This is a genomic window from Sphingomonas horti (assembly GCF_009753715.1).
Lineage (GTDB): Bacteria > Pseudomonadota > Alphaproteobacteria > Sphingomonadales > Sphingomonadaceae > Sphingomonas_B > Sphingomonas_B horti.
Genome location: NZ_WQMS01000016.1, coordinates 468,926 through 485,741 on the forward strand (window position 1 = coordinate 468,926; position 16,816 = coordinate 485,741).

The window sequence follows — 16,816 nt, forward strand, 5'->3', positions numbered from 1 at the left end:
CGAATCCCGCTTCTTCTTTGTGTCTTCGCGTCTTCGTGTGATCAAAAATTCTCGCGAAAGACAGACATGGTCAGCTGGTGACGGGTTCAGGGCAGCGGGACGGAACGAGATTGCCTTCGGCGGCAACAGGTCGCCGCAGCCGCGCCAGCAGGCGGCGTTGCTCGTAGGGGCCGTCGATCCGCCAACCGGCGGCGGGCGCGGCGGTGAAGCCGAAGCGTTCGTAATATTCGGGATCGCCGATCATCATCAGCGCGTCGGCGCCGGTCGCTTCGGCCGCTGCTGTCAGCGCCGCCATCAGCGCCTTGCCGATCCCCTGAGTCTGCAGGTCAGGCACGACGGCGACGGGACCGACCATCACCAGCATCTCGGTCCCGGTCGCCGTGCGCAACGCCACCGGCCAGCTCTGGAGCGTGCCGACCAGCCGCTCGCCGTCCCAGGCGGCGACGCTCAGCTCGGGGATCGCGACCGCACCCTCGCGCAGCCGATAGGCCGTCCGCCCGCGTCGATCCGCACCGAAGGCAGCATCCAGCAGCGCCTCGACGGTTTCGGGATCGGCATTGGAAAGCGGGGTCAGGACAACGGCCAATGATGTGCTCCTTGCACCGGGCATGGACGCCCGGAGCGGCGCGCTTTAGCGTCGCGTGCGCATAATGAAAGCTGAATGTGAAGGGAGGCTCAGCCGCCGTGATCCTGTACGATGCCGTCTGGGCCCCCAATCCGCGCCGGGTGCGCATGTATCTGGCCGAAAAGGGGATTTCGGTCGACCGGCGGATCGTCGATCTGGCCGGCGGCGAAAATCTGCGCGAGCCGTTCCTGTCTGTGAACCCGCGTGGCACGGTGCCGGTGCTTGAACTGGACGGCGACGAGCGCATCGCCGACTCGGTCGCGATCTGCCGCTATCTCGAAGCGCTCCACCCCGACCCGCCGCTGTTCGGCCGTGACGCGCTGGAGATCGGCCGGATCGAGTCATGGACCCGCAAGATCGAGGCGGAAGGCTATGCGGGCGTCGTGTTCGCCTTCCGCAACCGCAATCCCCGGATGGCCGATCGGGCGCTGTCCGGCTATTGGCCCGCGGTCCCGCAGCTGCCGGAGCTCGCGATGCGCGGGCAGAATATGTGGGGCTGGTTCGTCGAGATGCTGGACCATCATCTGGATGGGCGCGACTGGATCGCCACGGACACCTACAGTTTCGCCGACCTCACCGCGCTGATGACGGTGGATTTCGCCAGGGCGACGCGGCTGTCGGACGGCAGCCTTCCATCGGCGCTCGCCGCCTGGCATGCGCGCGCGTCGGCGCGGCCGAGCGCTCAGGCATGACGCCGGAGTTCGCCGCGCCGCGCACCGCGATCGTCACCGGCGGCGCGCGGCGAATCGGCTGTGCGATCGCGCGCGCTCTGGCGGCGGACGGATGGCACGTGCTGATCCACCACCACAGCTCGGACGCCGCCGGGCTGGCGCGGGAGCTTGGCGCCTCTACGGTGCGCGCCGATCTTGTCGACCCCGATGCGGCGGACACGATCATCGCGGCGCTGGACGGGCTGCCGCCGCCGGCCTTGCTGGTGAACAGCGCCGCCGGCTTCGCGCTCGATCAATTCGACGACTTCGCGGCCGAGCAATGGGACCGGCATATGGCGGTCAATGCTCGCGCGCCGGCGATGCTGACCCGGGCCTTCGCCCGCGCGGTACCGGAAGGGCAGGGCGCGCTGGTCGTCAACCTGCTCGATGCCAAGCTGGTCCAGCCCAACCCGGACTTCTTCTCCTATACAGTCTCCAAGATGGCGCTCGCCGGCGTGATGGAACTCAGCGCACGCGTGTTGGCCGGGCGCGGTATCCGCGTGTGCGGGATCGCGCCGTCGGTGACGTTGGTTTCCGGTCCCCAGACGCGCGAGAATTTCGACGCCGTCCACCGGCTGAACGCACTTGAGCGCGGCGTCACCGTCGAGCAGATCGTGGAGACGCTTCGCTACGTCATCGCGACGCCGACGCTGACCGGCCAGACGATCGTGCTGGATGGCGGCCAGCGATTCCTCGGTCTCGCGCGCGATGTGCAGTTCCTGTAGCGTCGCCCGTTCGAGCGGCTATTTCACGCCCTTCAGCCAGGCGATCAGGCGCGCCCGCTTCGCTGCATCGGCCATGCCGGGATAGACCATGCGCGTGCCGGGCACTTTCGCACCGGGATTGCTGATATAGGCGTTGAGCTCCGCCTCGGTCCAGCTGCCCTTCTGCGCCTTCATCGCGGGCGAATAGGCGAAGCCCGGCACCGACGCCTTGGGCCGGCCGACGATCTTGTACAGGGTCGGCCCAAGCCGGTTCTGGTTGGGCGCGACGGTGTGGCAGGCGGCGCATTGCGCGAAGCTCGGGTCCACCTGCGCGGCGGCGCTGCTCGCGCCCAGCAGAACCGCGATAATTCCCAGGCTCTTGCGCATGTCCGTGCCTCCGTCCCAGCCCCTTGCCTAGCCGCTGCTGTCGGATTCGCAAGCGGCGGTGCGGACAATGCCGTCCACCACCCGGACCGGCCAGGGCATCAGCGCCGCTCCGGCGCATGGGCCGCCGACGCAGCGGCCGTCGTCGGCACGGAACAGCGCGCCGTGCCAGCTGCAGGCGATCAGATCACCGCCCGGCGTCAGATAGTCGTCGAGCGTCTGGGCGAGCGGCAGGCCCATATGCGGGCAGCGGTCGACATAGCCGCTGACCGTCTCTCCGCGGCGCACGACGAAACCGTGGAAATAACGCTGGCCGATCTGGAGCACGAAATTGCGCGCGCCCGGATCGGGCAGGTCTGCCAGCGCGCACAGCGGCACGCCGGCCGGGGTGGAGGTCAGGCGGTCCATTCTTCGTCACCCGGCCCCGAGCCGCAGCGTACCTTTCTTCGCAGACGAGAGGAAGGCGGCTCCCGGGTCAAGCCCGCGATGACGGGACGGGTATCACTTCCTGCTCGATCGCGCCGAAGATGCTGTGGCCGGCTTCGTCCTTCATGTCGATCCGCACGTGGTCGCCGTGGCGGAGGAACGGGGTCCTGGCCGCACCGGTCTGAATCGTCTCGATCATCCGGATTTCGGCGATGCAGCTATAGCCGAGCCCGCCGTCGGCAACGGGCTTGCCGGGCCCGCCGTCCACGCCCTTGTTGGAAACGGTGCCCGATCCGACGATCGAGCCTGCGGCCAGGCTGCGCGTCTTCGCGACGTGGGCGACCAGCGTGCCGAAATCGAAGGTCATGTCGGTGCCCGCATCGGCCCGGCCGAACGGCTCGCCGTTCAGCTCCACCAGCAGCGGCCGGTGCAGCTTGCCGTCGCGCCAGTCGGAGCCAAGCTCGTCCGGGCTGACCAGCACCGGGGACAGCGTCGAGGCGGGCTTGGACTGAAGGAAGCCGAAGCCCTTCGCGAGCTCGGCCGGGATCAGGTTGCGCAGGGAAACGTCGTTGACCAGGCCGACCAGCCGGACCGCCGCAAGCGCTTCGTCCCGGGTCGCACCCATCGGCACGTCGCCCGTGACGACGCACACCTCGCCTTCCATGTCGCAGCCCCAGGCTTCGTCCTGCAGCGGGATCGGATCGCGCGGGGCCAGGAAATTGTCGGATGCGCCCTGGTACATCAAAGGGTCGGTCCAGAAACTCGCCGGCATCTCCGCGCCGCGCGCTTTCCGGACCAGCTCGACATGGTTCACATAGGCCGAGCCGTCCGCCCATTGATAGGCGCGCGGAAGCGGCGCGGCCGCGTCGCGCTCGTGGAAGCGCTCGCGCGGAATCGCCTCGTGCTCCAGATCGGTGGCGAGCAGCTCCAGCTTTGGTGCGGTATGCTCCCAATCGTCGAGCGCGGCCTGCAGCGTCGGCGCGATGTGGGACGCATCGGCACACCAGTGGAGGTCGCGCGAGACAACCACGAGGCGGCCGTCGCGGCCGGATTTGAGCGATGCGAGCTTCATCAAACCTCCGTCATCCCGGACTTGGCCGGGGGTCCACCTTCTTATGTCCCGGCGTGAATAGGCAGGCGGGCTCCCGGTCAAGCCCGGGCTGACGATTAAATCCGAATCCCCGGCGGCGCGGTGAACTCTGACGCTTCGGCATCGCCGGTGTTCACCACCTCCGACGGCTCGAAGATCAGCACTTCGGCCTCCTCGTCGCTCGCGGTGCGGTGTTCGACCCCGCGCGGCACCACGACCATCTCGCCGGGGCCGAGCGTCACCACATGGTCGCGGAACTCGATACGGAATTCGCCTCTCCAGCAGAGGAATGTCTCTTCCGCATCGGCATGGCTGTGCCAGGGGAAGATACCCTTGGTCTTGACCAGCCGGATGTCCTGCCCGTTCGCCTGGGCGACGATCTTCGGCCGCCAATGCTCGGCAAAGGCGGCGAATTTGTCGTCGATGCGGACCTTCATCCGACCTGCGCCTTGGGAAAGCCTTGCCAGCACGCGTCATAGTCCGGCTGGGCGTGATCGAGCGCATGGCGGGTCAGGCGATAGGGCCAGCAGCTTTCGACCATGAAAGCCATGGTGCCGTCGATCTTGTGCGGCTTCAGCTCGGCCTCGCTCGCGCCGCGCCAGCTGGCGACGTCGGGGCCGTGGCCGGACATCAGGTTATGAAGCGAGAGGCCGCCGGGACGGAAGCCTTCCGCCTTAGCGTCATAGGCGCCGCTGATCAGGCCCATCGCCTCGGACATCACGTTGCGGTGGAACCAGGGGGGGCGGAACGTGTCTTCGGCGACCATCCAGCGCGGCGGGAAGATCACGAAATCGGCATTGGCGCGGCCGGGTACGTCGCTGGGTGAGGTCAGTACGGTGAAGATCGACGGATCGGGATGATCGAAGCTGACCGTGTTCATGGTGTTGAAGCGCGACAGGTCATAGCGGCAGGGCGCGAGATTGCCGTGCCAGGCGACCACGTCCAGCGGCGAATGGTCGAGCGTCGTCGTCCAGAGGCTGCCCAGATATTTCTGCACCAGCTCGAACGGCTCGTCGCGATCCTCGAACCAGGCCACGGGCGTTTCGAAATCGCGCGGATTGGCGAGGCCATTGGCGCCGATCGGCCCCAGCTCCGGCAGGCGGAACATCGCACCGTGATTCTCGGCGATATAGCCGCGCGCGCGGCCGTCCGGCACCAGCGCGCGGAAGCGGACGCCGCGCGGGATCAGCGCGATCTGTCCGGGCGCGATCTCGATCCGGCCCATTTCGGTCAGCAGCTCGAGACGGCCCTCCTGCGGGATCAGGATCATCTCGCCATCGGCATTGACGAAGGCGCGGCGCTCCATGTCCCTGTCGGCCGCATAGACGTGCACCGCGACGCCCTCCAGGTCCGCCGGATCGCGGTTGGCGAGCATCGTCGTGATGCCGTCGATCAGGTCGGTGCCGGCGGGAGCACCGGCGATTGGGTCCCAGCGGAGACGATTGGGTGGAAGCGGCTCGTCGACGGTGCCGGGCGCGAACCGCTTCGCGCCTTCGTAGCGTGTATAGGGCGGATGCTCGGCCGAGGGCCGCAGCCGGTAGAGCCAAGACCGCCGGTTCTCGTGCCGGGGCGCGGTGAAGGCAGTGCCGGACAACTGCTCGGCGTAAAGGCCGAAGGGCGGCTCCTGCGGGCTATTGCGGCCAATCGGGAGCGCGCCGGGCACGGCCTCGGTCGACACATGGTTGCCGAAGCCGGGCATGTAAGCGCTGACCGTTCCGCCAGGACGGGGCGCAGAAGCTTCAGTGTCGCCCAGAAGTTCGGAAAGCAATAGGTCAATGTCCAAGATATGGGCTTGGGATCGGCCGAGCCGGTGAGCTTCGCCTCTCAACCAAGCTTCGCACTTAGCTCGGTCAACCGCCCAAAGCCCGCTTCCCTTTCCCGTTGGTGAGAAAAAGAACGCTGCCTCCTCGTGCCCGCTTCGCTTCGCCCATACGTCGGAGTCTTTGGAGTGATGATTATACGCGCTTTGTATGGTGCGTTCGAGTTCATGAGGTTTGATCCCGCCTAGGCGCTCACGGTCCTGTTTCACCGCCTCAACTACGTCTGGACGTCTTCGTCCATTAGGGTAATCTTTCAGTGCCCTATAGAGGCTCGCCACATATGAAGAATCGCCCACGTTAGGCATCCACCTTGATCACGCCGCGCCTGATCTGGTCGAGCTCGATGCTTTCGAACAGCGCCTGGAAGTTGCCGTTGCCGAAGCCTTCATTGCCCTTGCGCTGGATGATCTCGAAGAAGATCGGGCCGAACATATTCTCGGTGAAAATCTGCAGCAGAATGCCTTCGTCGCCGACATTGCCGTCGATCAGGATGCGGTTCTTCTTCAGCCGTTCCAGGTCCTCGCCATGGCCCGGCACGCGCTTGTCGACCAGCTCGTAATAGGTCTCGATCGTGTCCTGCAGCTTCACGCCGCGGGCGCGCAGCCGCTCGACCGTGTCGTAGATGTCGGGCGTGGTGAGGGCCAGGTGCTGGATGCCTTCGCCCTTATACTCGCGGATGAACTCCTCGATCTGGCTCTTGTCGTCCTGGCTTTCGTTCAGCGGAATGCGGATCGCCTTGTCCGGCGCGATCATCGCCTGGCTGAACAGGCCGGTCGCCTGGCCCTTGATGTCGAAATATTTCTGCTCCTCGAACCCGAACAGCTCGCGGTAGAATTCGGACCAGACACGCATCTGGCCGCGGCGGACATTGTGGGTCAGATGGTCGAGTAGATCGAGCCCGACATTGTTCCGGGCCTCGGCTTCCTGCCAGCCCGGAATCTCCTCCCAATCGGCGTAGAGGTCCTCGCCATCCTTGATGAAATACAAGTAGGAGCCGCCGATCCCCTCGATAACGGTGTCGTCTTCCTCGGTCGCCTTGCCGCCGTGGGCGAGCGCCCATTCGAGTGCCTTGCCGGGATCGGCGACGCGGAACGCCATCGCGCTGGCTGACGGCCCGTGAGCGTTGCGGAACTCGGCAACGCGGCCGGTCTCGTCCCGGTTGAGCATCAGGTTGATGCGCCCCTGCTTGTAGCGGGTGATGTCCTTGCGCGGATGCCGGTGCGACGCAACAAAGCCGAGCTGTTCGAACTGGGCGGCCATCGCGTCCGGATCGGGCGACGTGAATTCGACGAATTCGAATCCGTTCAGGCCCAGCGGATTGTCGGCGCTCATCATGTCTGCTCCTGGAATCGGGGACGCAAATAGTAACAGGCGTTACCAATCAGCGCAACGCGTGGCTCGCCGACTTGAGCTTGGCGAGCGTCGCCTTGAGCTGCGCGACCTCGCGGGCGCCGAGCTCGTGCAGCAAGCGTTGCTCCAGCTCCAGCGCCTTCGGGGCAATCTGGGCATAGAGCGCGCGTCCTTCTTCGCTCAGCGCCAGCGTATGGCTGCGCTTGTCGCGGCCGTGGGGGACGCGCGTGACGAGCCCGCGCGAAACCAGTGCCTGGGCGGCGCGGCTGACGGTCATCTTGTCCATCTCGGTGCGGGCGACCAGCGCCTGCTGCGTCACGCCTTCCTGCTCGGCGAGCACGGCGATCAGCCGCCATTCCGGCACCCGCAGCCCGAACAGCACTTCGTAGGTGCGCGCGATCGCGCTGCTGACCGCGTTTGAGGCGACCGAGAGCTGATAGGGCAGGAACTCGTCGAGGCGCAGCATCGCCGCGCCTTATGGCGCGGGTCGCGGCCCGTGGAAACTATTCGGCCGCGCGCGCCGCCACCACAGCTGCGACGGCCGCCACGTCGTCACGGTCCAGCCGGGATTCGCGGTGCGCCGCGTCCTTGACCAGCTTGAGCAGCCGATCCTTGTCGCGAACGGCATTGGCCTTGTTGAAGCAGCCGGCTGCGCCCAGCAGCAGCGCCTGTGCGCGCAATTCCTCGCCGCGGGCCGTGTAGCTGGACAACATGATGACAGGGGTAGAGCGGCGGCGGCGCAGGTCCTGCAGATAGTCGAGACCGCTGCGGCCCGGCATCTCAACGTCGAGCGTGATCACGTCGACCAGGGTCTCGTCGAGCAGCCGCTCGGCCTCGTCCGCACTGCCCGCCATGCCGGCGATGCGGATTTCGGAATCGCTCTCCAGCACCTGCCGCATCATCGCGCGGATGGTGACCGAATCGTCGACAACGAGAACACGAACGAGACGCATCAATCAAAACCAGCCCAAACCGCTGGATTTGCTTATGATCGTATAAAGATTACCGAGACGTTCACGCCGGTTGCGGCAACAGCCTTAACCGGCCGCGCCGAATCCATCGGTGCAGCATTAGCACGGACACAATCGCCAGGCCGGCAGCAAGGCCCACCCAGATGCCGAATCCGTGCCAGCCAAGGCCAAATCCCAGCCAGATGGCGGTGCCCATGCCCACCACCCAATAGCCGAAACCGGCGTAGATCATCGGCACGGTCGTGTCCTGCAGCCCGCGCAGCATGCCGGCGCCGACCGACTGGGCGCCATCGAATACCTGGAACAGCGCGGCGACCGAAAGGAAGGACACCGCCAACGGCACGACCGCGCGGTTCTGCGGCAGCGCTTCGTCCAGGAAAATGCCGACCAGCGTGTGCGGCATCGCGAACATCACCACCGCCATTGCGGCCATGAATGCGGTGCCCATCGCGAACGCGGTCCAGCCGGCGCGGGCGATGCCGACCGGGTCGCCTCGGCCATAGGCGAGGCCGACGCGGACCGTCACCGCCTGGCTGAGGCCCAGCGGCACCATGAAGGTCAGCGATGCGATCTGGATTGCGATCGCGTGCGCGGCGAGCGAGGTCGCGCCGATCAGGCCCATCAGGAACACGGCGGCGTTGAACACCGTGACTTCCAGTCCCAGCGTCAATGCGATCGGCAGCCCCAGCCGCCATACTTCCCGGTAGCGCGACGAGTCGGCGCGCCAGAAGCGACCGAACAGCCGGTACCGGCGGAAACGGCGGTGGCGCGTCACCACCACTACCATGCCCAGGAACATCAGCGACTGGGTGATGGTGCTGCCGAGCCCCGCCCCGAACAGGCCGAGCCGCGGCAGCCCCCAGGCGCCGAAGATCAGGCCGTAGTTCAGCAAGGCGTTGGCGATCACGCCGCAGATGCTGACAAGCGTCGCCCAGGCCGGCAGCTCGAGCGCGGCGACGAACGCGCGCAGGACGAGGTAGCCGAGCGCCGGCAGATAGCCGAACATCAGCGGCTGGATGAAGCGCGCAGCATCGGCGGAAAGGCCGGGATCCTGGCCCAGCAGCCGCAGGATCGGCTCGGCATGCCAGAGGATCAGCCAGACGGGCACAGTGATGGTGATCGCCGCCCAGATCGCCTGGCGCACGGTGCGCCGCGTTTCCCTGAGGCTGTGCCGGCGCGCGCCCAGCTGCTTCGCCATGATCGGCGAGGCGGCCATCACCAGCCCCATGCCGAAGATCAGGAAGGCAATGAACAGATTCACGCCGATCGACGCGGCGGCAAGCTCGCGTGCGCCGAGCCAGCCGAGCAGCACCACATCCGTCGCGTTGATCGCCGACTGCGCGAGATTCGTGAGGATGAGCGGCCCCGCCAGCTGTGCGGTGGCGGCAGCTTCATCGCGCCACGGATGGGCCTTCGAGACGACGGGGGCGTGCATGGCAAGCGGGCCGCCATAGTGGAAACCGAGGCGTCTGCTAACCCTCTTCGGCGGGCTCGGGGTGGGTCTGCACGGTCAGGTGCACGACGCCGCGCAAGCCCTGCAGCCGCTCGCGGATTCCGGGGGCCGAGGCCGGTTCGGCGACATCGACGATGACGGCCAGCGCACCGGGGCCGACGCGCCATACGTGCAGGTCCAGAATGCTGGCGTCGAGCTCGCCGACGACGTTGCGCACCTGGTCGGCGACATGGGCGTCGGTCGTATCGAGCAGGATGTCCGCCGTTTCCTTCATCAGCGACCAGGACCAGCGCGCGATCACCAGCGCGCCGACGATGCCGACCGCCGGATCGAGCCAGACCCAGCCGAGATAGCGTCCGGCGAGCAAGGCGACGATCGCCATCACCGAGGTGAGGGCATCGGCGAGCACGTGCAGATAGGCCGCGCGCAGGTTGTTGTCGTGATGGTGATGATGGTGCCCGTCATGGTCATGATGGTGGTGGTGGCTGCCTCCGGAGAGCATCAGCGCGCTGACCAGATTCACGATCAGGCCGAGCACCGCGACCAGCGTTGCATCGCCGAAATCGACCCGGATCGGCTGCATCAGCCGGACAACCGACTCGACCGCGATGCCGATCGCGAACACGCCCAGGACCAGCGCCGACGCGAAGCCCGCCAGGTCCCCGACCTTTCCCGTGCCGAAGCTGAAGCGCGGATTGCGGGCATGACGCCGCGCGTAGCTGTACGCGAGTGCGGCGACGCCCAGCGCGCCAGCATGGGTGCCCATGTGAAAGCCGTCGGCAAGCAGCGCCATCGATCCGGTCGCGTAGCCGGCGACGATCTCGCCGACCATCATCACCGCCGTCAGCGCGACGACCCAGCGGGTGCGTCTCGCATTTTCGTCATGCTGAGCGCCGAGATAGTCGTGCGCGAAATGGCCCTGGCTCATGCGCGGCCTTCATGCGGCCCCGGAGCCGAGGTGTCGAGACCTGACGCGCCCCGGGCGCCGATGGCTACAGCTCAGTAGCGGCGAAGCAGACCGGCGAGACAGCCCTGGACGCGCACCCGGTTAGGGTCATAGCGCTGCGGATCATAAGCACGGTTGGCCGGATCGAGTCGGACCATTGCGCCTTCACGACGGAAATATTTGAGAGTCGCTTCATTGTCGTCGACCAGGGCGACGACGATCTGGCCGTCGCGCGCGGTCTCGGCGCGACGGATCAGCGCGTAGTCGCCGTCGAGAATGCCGGCCTCGACCATCGAATCGCCCGCGACCTCCAGCGCGTAATGCTCGCCGGGGCCGAGCAGGGCCGCGGGCACGCTGAGGCTGTTCTGCCCCTCCAGCGCCTCGATCGGGGCGCCGGCCGCGATGCGGCCGTGCAGCGGGATTTCCAGCACATTCTCGTTCGCGGCGACCGGCGGTTGGACGCGCGACGCGGTGGGCGACGCCGCCGCGGGGCCGCGATCCGCCCGCTCCGGCATCTTCAGTACTTCCAGCGCGCGCGCGCGATTCGGAAGGCGGCGGATGAACTGGCGTTCCTCCAGCGCCGAGATCAGGCGATGGACGCCGGATTTCGATTTCAGGTCCAGCGCGTCCTTCATCTCCTCGAACGACGGCGAGACGCCGCTTTCGGCCAGCCGGTCGTGAATGAAGCAGAGCAGTTCATGTTGCTTGCGCGTCAGCATCGCGGCCCTCCGCCAGAACGAATAAGGAACGTTTATGGCGCAGGCCCGTAACGGTCAAGCGACAATCAGAACATCCGCGAACATCCCTGGTTCGGCCGCCGGCGCGTAGGGCGGGCGCAGCAGCAAAGCGTCCGCCTCGGCGAGCGCGGTGAGAGCGCCGCTGTCCTGCACCACCAGCGGTCGAACCATGCCGTTCGTGATTGCGGCGCGCACGAAATCGAGGCGCGGCCCATTGGCCGGCGTGCCGACAGCGAGCGGCAGGCGAACGGTGCGGGGCAGCGGATCGGCCGCGCCGCCAAGTGTTGCGATCAGAGGCTTCAGGAATAGCAGCGCCGTCACGAAGGCGGATACGGGATTGCCGGGCAGGCCGAGCACGACGCAACCGCCGAGGCGCCCGGCCATCAGCGGCTTGCCGGGCTTCATCGCCACGCGCCAGAAATCGATCGTGGCGCCGGCCGCTTCGAGCGCGGGACGGACCAGGTCGTGATCGCCCACGGAGGCGCCGCCAGTGGTCACGAGCACGTCGCAATCGGCCGCCGCCCGGGAAATCGCGTCGACGAGCAAGGGAAGACTATCGCCCAATATGCGCCGGGACGCGAGCGCGGCGGGTTCGGCTGAAAGCATCGCGGCCAGCATTGCGGCGTTCGACTCGTAGATCTGCCCCGGACCGATGGCGGTCCCCGGCGCGGCGAGCTCATGGCCGGTGGAGATAAGCGCAACCCGCGGCCGCCGCCGCACCGGGACCACGGCATGGCCGGCCATCGCGGCAAGGCCGATCCGCGCCGGCGTAAGGCGCTCGCCCGCCCGCAACACCGTCGATCCGGCCGAGAAGCTCATGCCCTTGGCACGAACATGAGCGCCCTTCGCCCGTGGGCCTTTGCCGGCGAGCCGCAGCGTATCCTCGCTTCGCGCGGCTTCCTCCTGGATCAGGATCGTGTCGGCGCCGGCCGGAAGGGGGGCGCCGGTAAAGATGCGCGCGGCCTCGCCGGTCGCGAGCGGCGCGCCGGGCACGGCTCCGGCGGCAATTTCCTGCACCACCCGCCAGGGGCCGGGCAGCTCGTCATACCGGATCGCATAGCCGTCCATGGCGGAGAGGTCGGCGAACGGATGGTCCACGCGCGCGCCGATGTTCGCGGCGAGCCAGCGCCCGCTGGCTTCGGCGAGGTCCGCCTGTTCCTGAGCGAGCGGCGTTGCCAGCGCGAGCAGGCGTGCCTGGGCGTCGGCGAGGGGGAGCGGATCGGCCATGCGCGGCTGCATGGCACAATCGAGGGGACCGGGGACAGAGCGCAGTGTCGGCGCCCGCGTGTCGGGTAGGAGAGCTCAGGCCCCGAACAGGCCGACCTGACGCCCGATCTGACGGTGGATGACAGTGGGCGGCACGTCAGCAATCTTGCGGCGGCCATGCCAGAGCTCCGCCCCGAAGCCGTTGGGGACCGTGCGAGCCTTGCGGACAGCGGCGAGGTCGTCGAAGGCCTCGACGTCCTCCGGCGCGACATGCTGCCCGTCAGAGCCAAGGTGATAAAGCCGATACCAGGTCATGATGGTCCCGCGATCCAAGCCCGGCCGCAACAACGCGGACACGCTGGTCCGGGTTCCGTCACAGCGCTGGACGTGAAACGCTTGTTTCCGCAGCGAATCTAGTTGGCGGCCGCCGTTTCGGCGGGCGGACGCTTGCATCCCTTGGCGCGCGCTATGCCGCGGAGATAGCCCCGCCGCGCGATTCCGGCATCGACCGCGGCGTCGTAGCGGCGCTGGGCCCCCGCCGCGCCGCTGACCTCGCGGATGACGCCGCGGAACGGAATGAAGCTGCCGACGACGCTTTTCGCAACCGAGGTCGGCGCAGGGCCGTGCTTCCCCTCGATGCCCGAATCGAAGTCGGGGCCGAGCACGGCGTCGAGGCTGGCCAGCGCGGTGGTCAATTGCGCGCAGTTCCGGGTGCCCTCGCTGGAATACGGGTCGTCCTGCGCCGAGAGCAGGACCGGCGGGATATCCTTCTTCTTCAGATTGACGTCCTCGACCGGCGTCATCGCCGCTTCCTCGGCCACCTTGGTGGCGGGCTGGGCCGGCGCGACCGAGGCGGAGCAGAGAGCGACGACCAGTATCGCGGCGCGCATGGGGCATCTCCTTTGCGATCGGCCCGTTCACTGTCTCACGGCTCGGTCGCTTGCACAATCGCGCCCGCAAAGCTATACTGACAGGCATGTCAGCAACAGTTGCACAGCCTCAGCTTTCGCAGCCGCAGACGCTGCCGGTCCCCGGAATCGCGACGCGCCGCGACTGGAAGGGTGCGTGGATCGCGCTTCGCAAGCTCCTCCAGGACGGCAATGACACGGTCCAGGTGTTCCGGATCATGCGTGCATTGAACGCCGGCAACGGCGCGATGAACTATCATCGGCTGCTCGACGCGCCGGGCGGCGGCCGGATCGCGTTCCGCCGGACCGAGCTTGCGGAGCTGTTCAGCGACCCGGATTATGTGGCGGGCTTTGCACCAGGGACGGTCGGCGCCGTCTATCGCGAATTCCTGCGGCGCACCGGCTATTCGGCGATGGGGCTGGCGGAAGTCTCGCAGGCGGACAATGTGCCGCACGATCCCGAACATCCCTATGCCTGGTTCGGGCGGCGGGAGCGCGACATCCACGACATCTGGCACGTGCTGACCGGCTATCAGGCCGACGAGCCGCTGGGCGAAGCGTGCCTGGTCGCCTTCTCCTATGCCCAGACCAGGGGGTTGGGCTGGGCCGCGATCGCGCTCGGCGCCTCATTGAAGGCGCGGCGCGTGACCGGCCGCTGGACCTTCGCCCGCGCGGTGATCGAGGGCTATCGCAACGGCAAGCGCGCGCGCTGGCTGTCGGGCGAGGATTATGAGCTGCTGATGCACGAGCCGATCGACCGGGTGCGCAAGCGGCTTGGGATTCCCTACCCCGTCCTTTACCGCCGCGCCCAGGCGGAGCTTGCGGAGACAGGCAAGACCGGCCTCTGAATCCATTGCGGAACGGGCGGTTAGACCATAATTGACGGCCGCAATGGCGACCCTAGCAACCGAACGAGCCGGCGCGCCCGAGACACCGATCGTGTACGGCACTTCCAGCCGACGCGACTGGAAAGGGGCGTGGGTAGCGCTCCGCAAGCTTCTTTCCGACAGCAACGATACCGTCCAGGCGTTCCGGATCATGCGCGCGCTGAACGCGGACACGCCGGCCAGGCAATATCGCAAGTTGCTGCAGGCGCCCGGGGGCGGCCGCATCGCTTATCGGCGCGTCGAGCTGTCGGAGCGCTTCAGCGACCCGAATTTCATCGCGAGCTTCGCGCCCGGTACGGTCGGCGCCGCCTATCGCGATTTTCTTGGCGCAACCGGCTACACGGCGATGGGGCTGGCGGACGTGTCGGAGGCTCAGCATCTCGAGGACGAGATGGAGCATCCCTATGGCTGGATCGGCCGGCGGGAGCGCGACGTCCACGATATCTGGCACGTGCTGACCGGCTATCAGGCCGATGAACCGCTCGGCGAATCCTGCCTGATCGCCTTCTCCTACGCCCAGACCGACGGCCTCGGCTGGGCGGTGATCTCCGGCGGCGCTGCGCTCAAGTCGCTGCGCATTACCGGCGAGAGCGCGTTCCTGCGCGCGGTCTGGGAAGGCTATCGCAACGGCAAGCGCGCGGACTGGCTGTCAGGCGAGGATTACGAGCAGCTGCTCCACGAGCCGCTCGCCGACGCGCGGAAGCGGCTGAACATCCCGGAGCCGGTCCGCTATCATCAGGCACGCAAGCGGCTTGCCGAGCAGGGCCTGACGGGGCTCTGATCCTCGACTAGACGGGCTTTGTGATCGCCCGCCTCTCCCTCACCGACTTCCGTTCCTATCCCGACGCGCTGGTCGAGCCGGGGCCGGGCCTGGTCATCCTGACCGGCGAGAACGGGGCCGGGAAAACCAATCTGCTCGAAGCGGTCTCGCTGCTGGCGCCCGGGCGTGGACTGAGGGGCGTGGCTCTGCCCGAGATGGCGCGCCAGGGTGGTCCTGGAGGCTTTACTGTCGCGGCGCGCCTGACGGACGGTGTCGAGCTCGGCACTGGCGCGCTCGCCTCGGCACCGGAACGACGGGTGGTTCGGATCAACGGCGTCGCGGCGGCCGCGAACGCGCTTGCCGAGCGGCTGTCGGTCCTGTGGCTGACGCCGGCGATGGACCGGCTGTTCACGGAGAGCACCGGCGGCCGGCGCCGCTTCCTCGACCGGCTCGTCCTGGCGCTCGAGCCCGCCCACGTCCATCATGCGGCCCGGTACGAAGCTGCGATGCGGGCCCGGACGCGTCTGCTGACCGGCGACGAAGCGGCCGATCCGGCCTGGCTGGCGGCGCTCGAAACGCAGATGCGGGAGCACGGGCTGGCCGTAGCGGAAGCGCGCACCCGCACCGTCGCCGCCCTGAACGAGCGGATCGCCCGGCAACCGGACAGCATCTTCGCGCGCGCCGGCCTCACCCTGGACGGGTGGCACGCTGCCGCGGCCTGGCCGCTCGCCGCCAATCGCAATCGCGATGCCGCCGCTGGGCGTGCGACCGAAGGGCCGCACCGGCAGGACCTGCAGGTGCGCCACCTCGGCAAAGGCCAAGCGGCGGCGCTGTGCTCAACCGGCGAGCAGAAGGCGCTGCTGATCGGGCTTGTGCTCGCCCATGCCGATCTGGTCAGCGAGCAGACCGGCCGGCCGCCGGTGCTGCTGCTCGACGAGGTCGCCGCCCACCTCGATCCGCGGCGTCGCGCGGCGCTGCTCGACCGGCTCGGCGCCGGCGGCGGGCAGGTCTGGATGACCGGAACCGAGCCGGCGCTGTTCGCCGATGCCCCCGCCGGCGCCACCCGGTTGACTGTCGAAAACGCGACGATCCGCCTCTCCTGACGCGCCTTGTTGTTTTCAGTTCATGCAACCGGATGCGCCGCCCCTTGGTTGAGACGCCGGTCAAGAGGAGGAAAGTCATGCGTAAGTTGCTCATCGGGATCGCCGCGACGGCGACTATGTTGACCGGCATGTCGGCCCCGGCCTTTGCTCAATATTACGGCTCCTATGGCTCAAGCTATACGGGCCGGAATACGACCGGCTATTATGGCGCGAACGGCTATTATCGCGATCGCTATGGCGTGTTGCGCGATCGTTACGGGAACCGCGTCAGTGAATCGGCGACCGTTAATGCCGACGCAAGCGGCTTCTATGTCGACAATCGTGGCGCGCTTCGCGACCGCCGCGGCCGTCTCGTCACGTCCGCCCGCGCCGAGCGCAACGGTTGGTACCGCGATCGCAACGGCTATTGGGTGACAGGCACCGCGGATTATGCCCGCAACGGCTATTACCGCGACCGTTACGGCGTGCTGCGCGATCGCAACGGCAATCGGGTGACCGAACAGACGGCCTATAACGGCCGCACCTGGGTCGGCACCGATGGCCGTACCTATTGCCGCAAGAGCGACGGCACGGTCGGCACGGTGGTCGGCGCGGTTGCCGGCGCGCTGCTCGGCAACGTGATCGACGGCGGCCGCGACCGCGCGGTCGGCACGATCGTCGGTGGCGGCGCGGGCGCGCTCGCCGGGCGCGCGATCGACCGCAGCGACGACTGCCGCTAGACGGCACTGGAGCCGGA

The 16,816-nt window shown here is 67.6% G+C and carries 21 protein-coding genes; 6 read left to right on the plus strand and 15 right to left on the minus strand.

Translation table 11 applies throughout. The features are described from left to right. Positions 1 to 70: 70 nt before the first annotated feature. Complete coding sequence (locus GON01_RS15125; protein WP_232328868.1) at positions 71 to 586, minus strand: GNAT family N-acetyltransferase; 516 nt, start codon at positions 584 to 586, stop codon at positions 71 to 73. 77 nt (positions 587 to 663) lie between these two features. Here GON01_RS15125 and GON01_RS15130 point away from each other — a divergent pair, with 77 nt between their 5' ends. Next, positions 664 to 1,317 (plus strand): glutathione S-transferase family protein, encoded by a 654-nt coding sequence (locus tag GON01_RS15130; RefSeq protein ID WP_309503381.1) that lies wholly within the window; start codon positions 664 to 666, stop codon positions 1,315 to 1,317. Beyond that, complete coding sequence (locus GON01_RS15135) at positions 1,314 to 2,060, plus strand: SDR family oxidoreductase (RefSeq protein WP_157028174.1); 747 nt, start codon at positions 1,314 to 1,316, stop codon at positions 2,058 to 2,060. Before GON01_RS15130 ends, GON01_RS15135 begins: the two co-directional genes overlap by 4 nt. An 18-nt stretch (positions 2,061 to 2,078) precedes the next feature. Here GON01_RS15135 and GON01_RS15140 read toward each other — a convergent pair whose 3' ends face one another. From GON01_RS15140 to GON01_RS15205, 14 genes are all read right to left on the minus strand, one after another. Then, positions 2,079 to 2,426, minus strand: coding sequence for a c-type cytochrome (locus GON01_RS15140; RefSeq protein ID WP_181600004.1), 348 nt, complete (start codon positions 2,424 to 2,426; stop codon positions 2,079 to 2,081). Positions 2,427 to 2,453: 27 nt separating this feature from the next. Then, positions 2,454 to 2,831: a Rieske (2Fe-2S) protein gene (locus GON01_RS15145; RefSeq protein ID WP_157028175.1), complete on the minus strand. Its 378-nt coding sequence runs from the start codon at positions 2,829 to 2,831 to the stop codon at positions 2,454 to 2,456. 67 nt (positions 2,832 to 2,898) lie between these two features. Then, positions 2,899 to 3,921, minus strand: coding sequence for a fumarylacetoacetate hydrolase family protein (locus GON01_RS15150; RefSeq protein WP_157028176.1), 1,023 nt, complete (start codon positions 3,919 to 3,921; stop codon positions 2,899 to 2,901). A 95-nt stretch (positions 3,922 to 4,016) separates the two neighbouring features. Further along, positions 4,017 to 4,376, minus strand: coding sequence for a cupin domain-containing protein (locus tag GON01_RS15155; protein ID WP_157028177.1), 360 nt, complete (start codon positions 4,374 to 4,376; stop codon positions 4,017 to 4,019). Next, complete coding sequence (hmgA, locus tag GON01_RS15160) at positions 4,373 to 5,638, minus strand: homogentisate 1,2-dioxygenase (RefSeq protein WP_157028178.1); 1,266 nt, start codon at positions 5,636 to 5,638, stop codon at positions 4,373 to 4,375. Before hmgA ends, GON01_RS15155 begins: the two co-directional genes overlap by 4 nt. 418 nt (positions 5,639 to 6,056) lie before the next feature. Continuing rightward, entirely contained in the window at positions 6,057 to 7,094 is a 1,038-nt protein-coding gene (hppD, locus tag GON01_RS15165; protein ID WP_408640930.1) for a 4-hydroxyphenylpyruvate dioxygenase, read from the minus strand. Positions 7,095 to 7,140: 46 nt separating this feature from the next. Next, positions 7,141 to 7,575 carry a MarR family winged helix-turn-helix transcriptional regulator gene (locus tag GON01_RS15170; RefSeq protein WP_157028179.1) on the minus strand — a complete coding sequence of 145 codons (435 nt, stop codon included), beginning with the start codon at positions 7,573 to 7,575 and terminating at the stop codon, positions 7,141 to 7,143. Positions 7,576 to 7,612: 37 nt separating this feature from the next. Continuing rightward, positions 7,613 to 8,062, minus strand: a complete 450-nt coding sequence (locus tag GON01_RS15175) for a response regulator (RefSeq protein ID WP_157028180.1) — start codon at positions 8,060 to 8,062, stop codon at positions 7,613 to 7,615. Positions 8,063 to 8,123: 61 nt separating this feature from the next. Continuing rightward, positions 8,124 to 9,515 carry an MATE family efflux transporter gene (locus GON01_RS15180; RefSeq protein ID WP_157028181.1) on the minus strand — a complete coding sequence of 464 codons (1,392 nt, stop codon included), beginning with the start codon at positions 9,513 to 9,515 and terminating at the stop codon, positions 8,124 to 8,126. A gap of 37 nt (positions 9,516 to 9,552) precedes the next feature. Beyond that, complete coding sequence (gene dmeF, locus GON01_RS15185) at positions 9,553 to 10,461, minus strand: CDF family Co(II)/Ni(II) efflux transporter DmeF (RefSeq protein ID WP_157028182.1); 909 nt, start codon at positions 10,459 to 10,461, stop codon at positions 9,553 to 9,555. Positions 10,462 to 10,532: 71 nt separating this feature from the next. Continuing rightward, the gene (gene lexA / locus GON01_RS15190; protein ID WP_157028183.1) at positions 10,533 to 11,198 is read right to left on the minus strand and encodes a transcriptional repressor LexA; all 666 of its coding nucleotides are present in this window, start codon (positions 11,196 to 11,198) and stop codon (positions 10,533 to 10,535) included. 54 nt (positions 11,199 to 11,252) lie between these two features. Next, positions 11,253 to 12,443 carry a molybdopterin molybdotransferase MoeA gene (locus tag GON01_RS15195; RefSeq protein WP_157028184.1) on the minus strand — a complete coding sequence of 397 codons (1,191 nt, stop codon included), beginning with the start codon at positions 12,441 to 12,443 and terminating at the stop codon, positions 11,253 to 11,255. A 75-nt stretch (positions 12,444 to 12,518) separates the two neighbouring features. Then, the gene (locus GON01_RS15200; protein ID WP_157028185.1) at positions 12,519 to 12,737 is read right to left on the minus strand and encodes a hypothetical protein; all 219 of its coding nucleotides are present in this window, start codon (positions 12,735 to 12,737) and stop codon (positions 12,519 to 12,521) included. 98 nt (positions 12,738 to 12,835) lie between these two features. Continuing rightward, on the minus strand, positions 12,836 to 13,312 hold the full coding sequence (locus tag GON01_RS15205) for a hypothetical protein (protein WP_157028186.1): 477 nt from the start codon (positions 13,310 to 13,312) through the stop codon (positions 12,836 to 12,838). 86 nt (positions 13,313 to 13,398) lie between these two features. On the opposite strand from GON01_RS15205, the gene GON01_RS15210 reads away from it, so the two are divergent. The 4 genes from GON01_RS15210 (at position 13,399) to GON01_RS15225 (ending at position 16,799) form a co-directional block, all read left to right on the plus strand. After that, the gene (locus GON01_RS15210) at positions 13,399 to 14,178 is read left to right on the plus strand and encodes a Coq4 family protein (protein ID WP_157028187.1); all 780 of its coding nucleotides are present in this window, start codon (positions 13,399 to 13,401) and stop codon (positions 14,176 to 14,178) included. A gap of 43 nt (positions 14,179 to 14,221) precedes the next feature. Next, positions 14,222 to 14,998 (plus strand): Coq4 family protein, encoded by a 777-nt coding sequence (locus tag GON01_RS15215; protein ID WP_157028188.1) that lies wholly within the window; start codon positions 14,222 to 14,224, stop codon positions 14,996 to 14,998. A 20-nt stretch (positions 14,999 to 15,018) separates the two neighbouring features. Continuing rightward, the gene (gene recF, locus GON01_RS15220) at positions 15,019 to 16,080 is read left to right on the plus strand and encodes a DNA replication/repair protein RecF (RefSeq protein ID WP_181600005.1); all 1,062 of its coding nucleotides are present in this window, start codon (positions 15,019 to 15,021) and stop codon (positions 16,078 to 16,080) included. A 77-nt stretch (positions 16,081 to 16,157) separates the two neighbouring features. Beyond that, the gene (locus GON01_RS15225) at positions 16,158 to 16,799 is read left to right on the plus strand and encodes a glycine zipper 2TM domain-containing protein (protein WP_232328869.1); all 642 of its coding nucleotides are present in this window, start codon (positions 16,158 to 16,160) and stop codon (positions 16,797 to 16,799) included. The last annotated feature ends 17 nt before the right edge of the window (positions 16,800 to 16,816 follow it).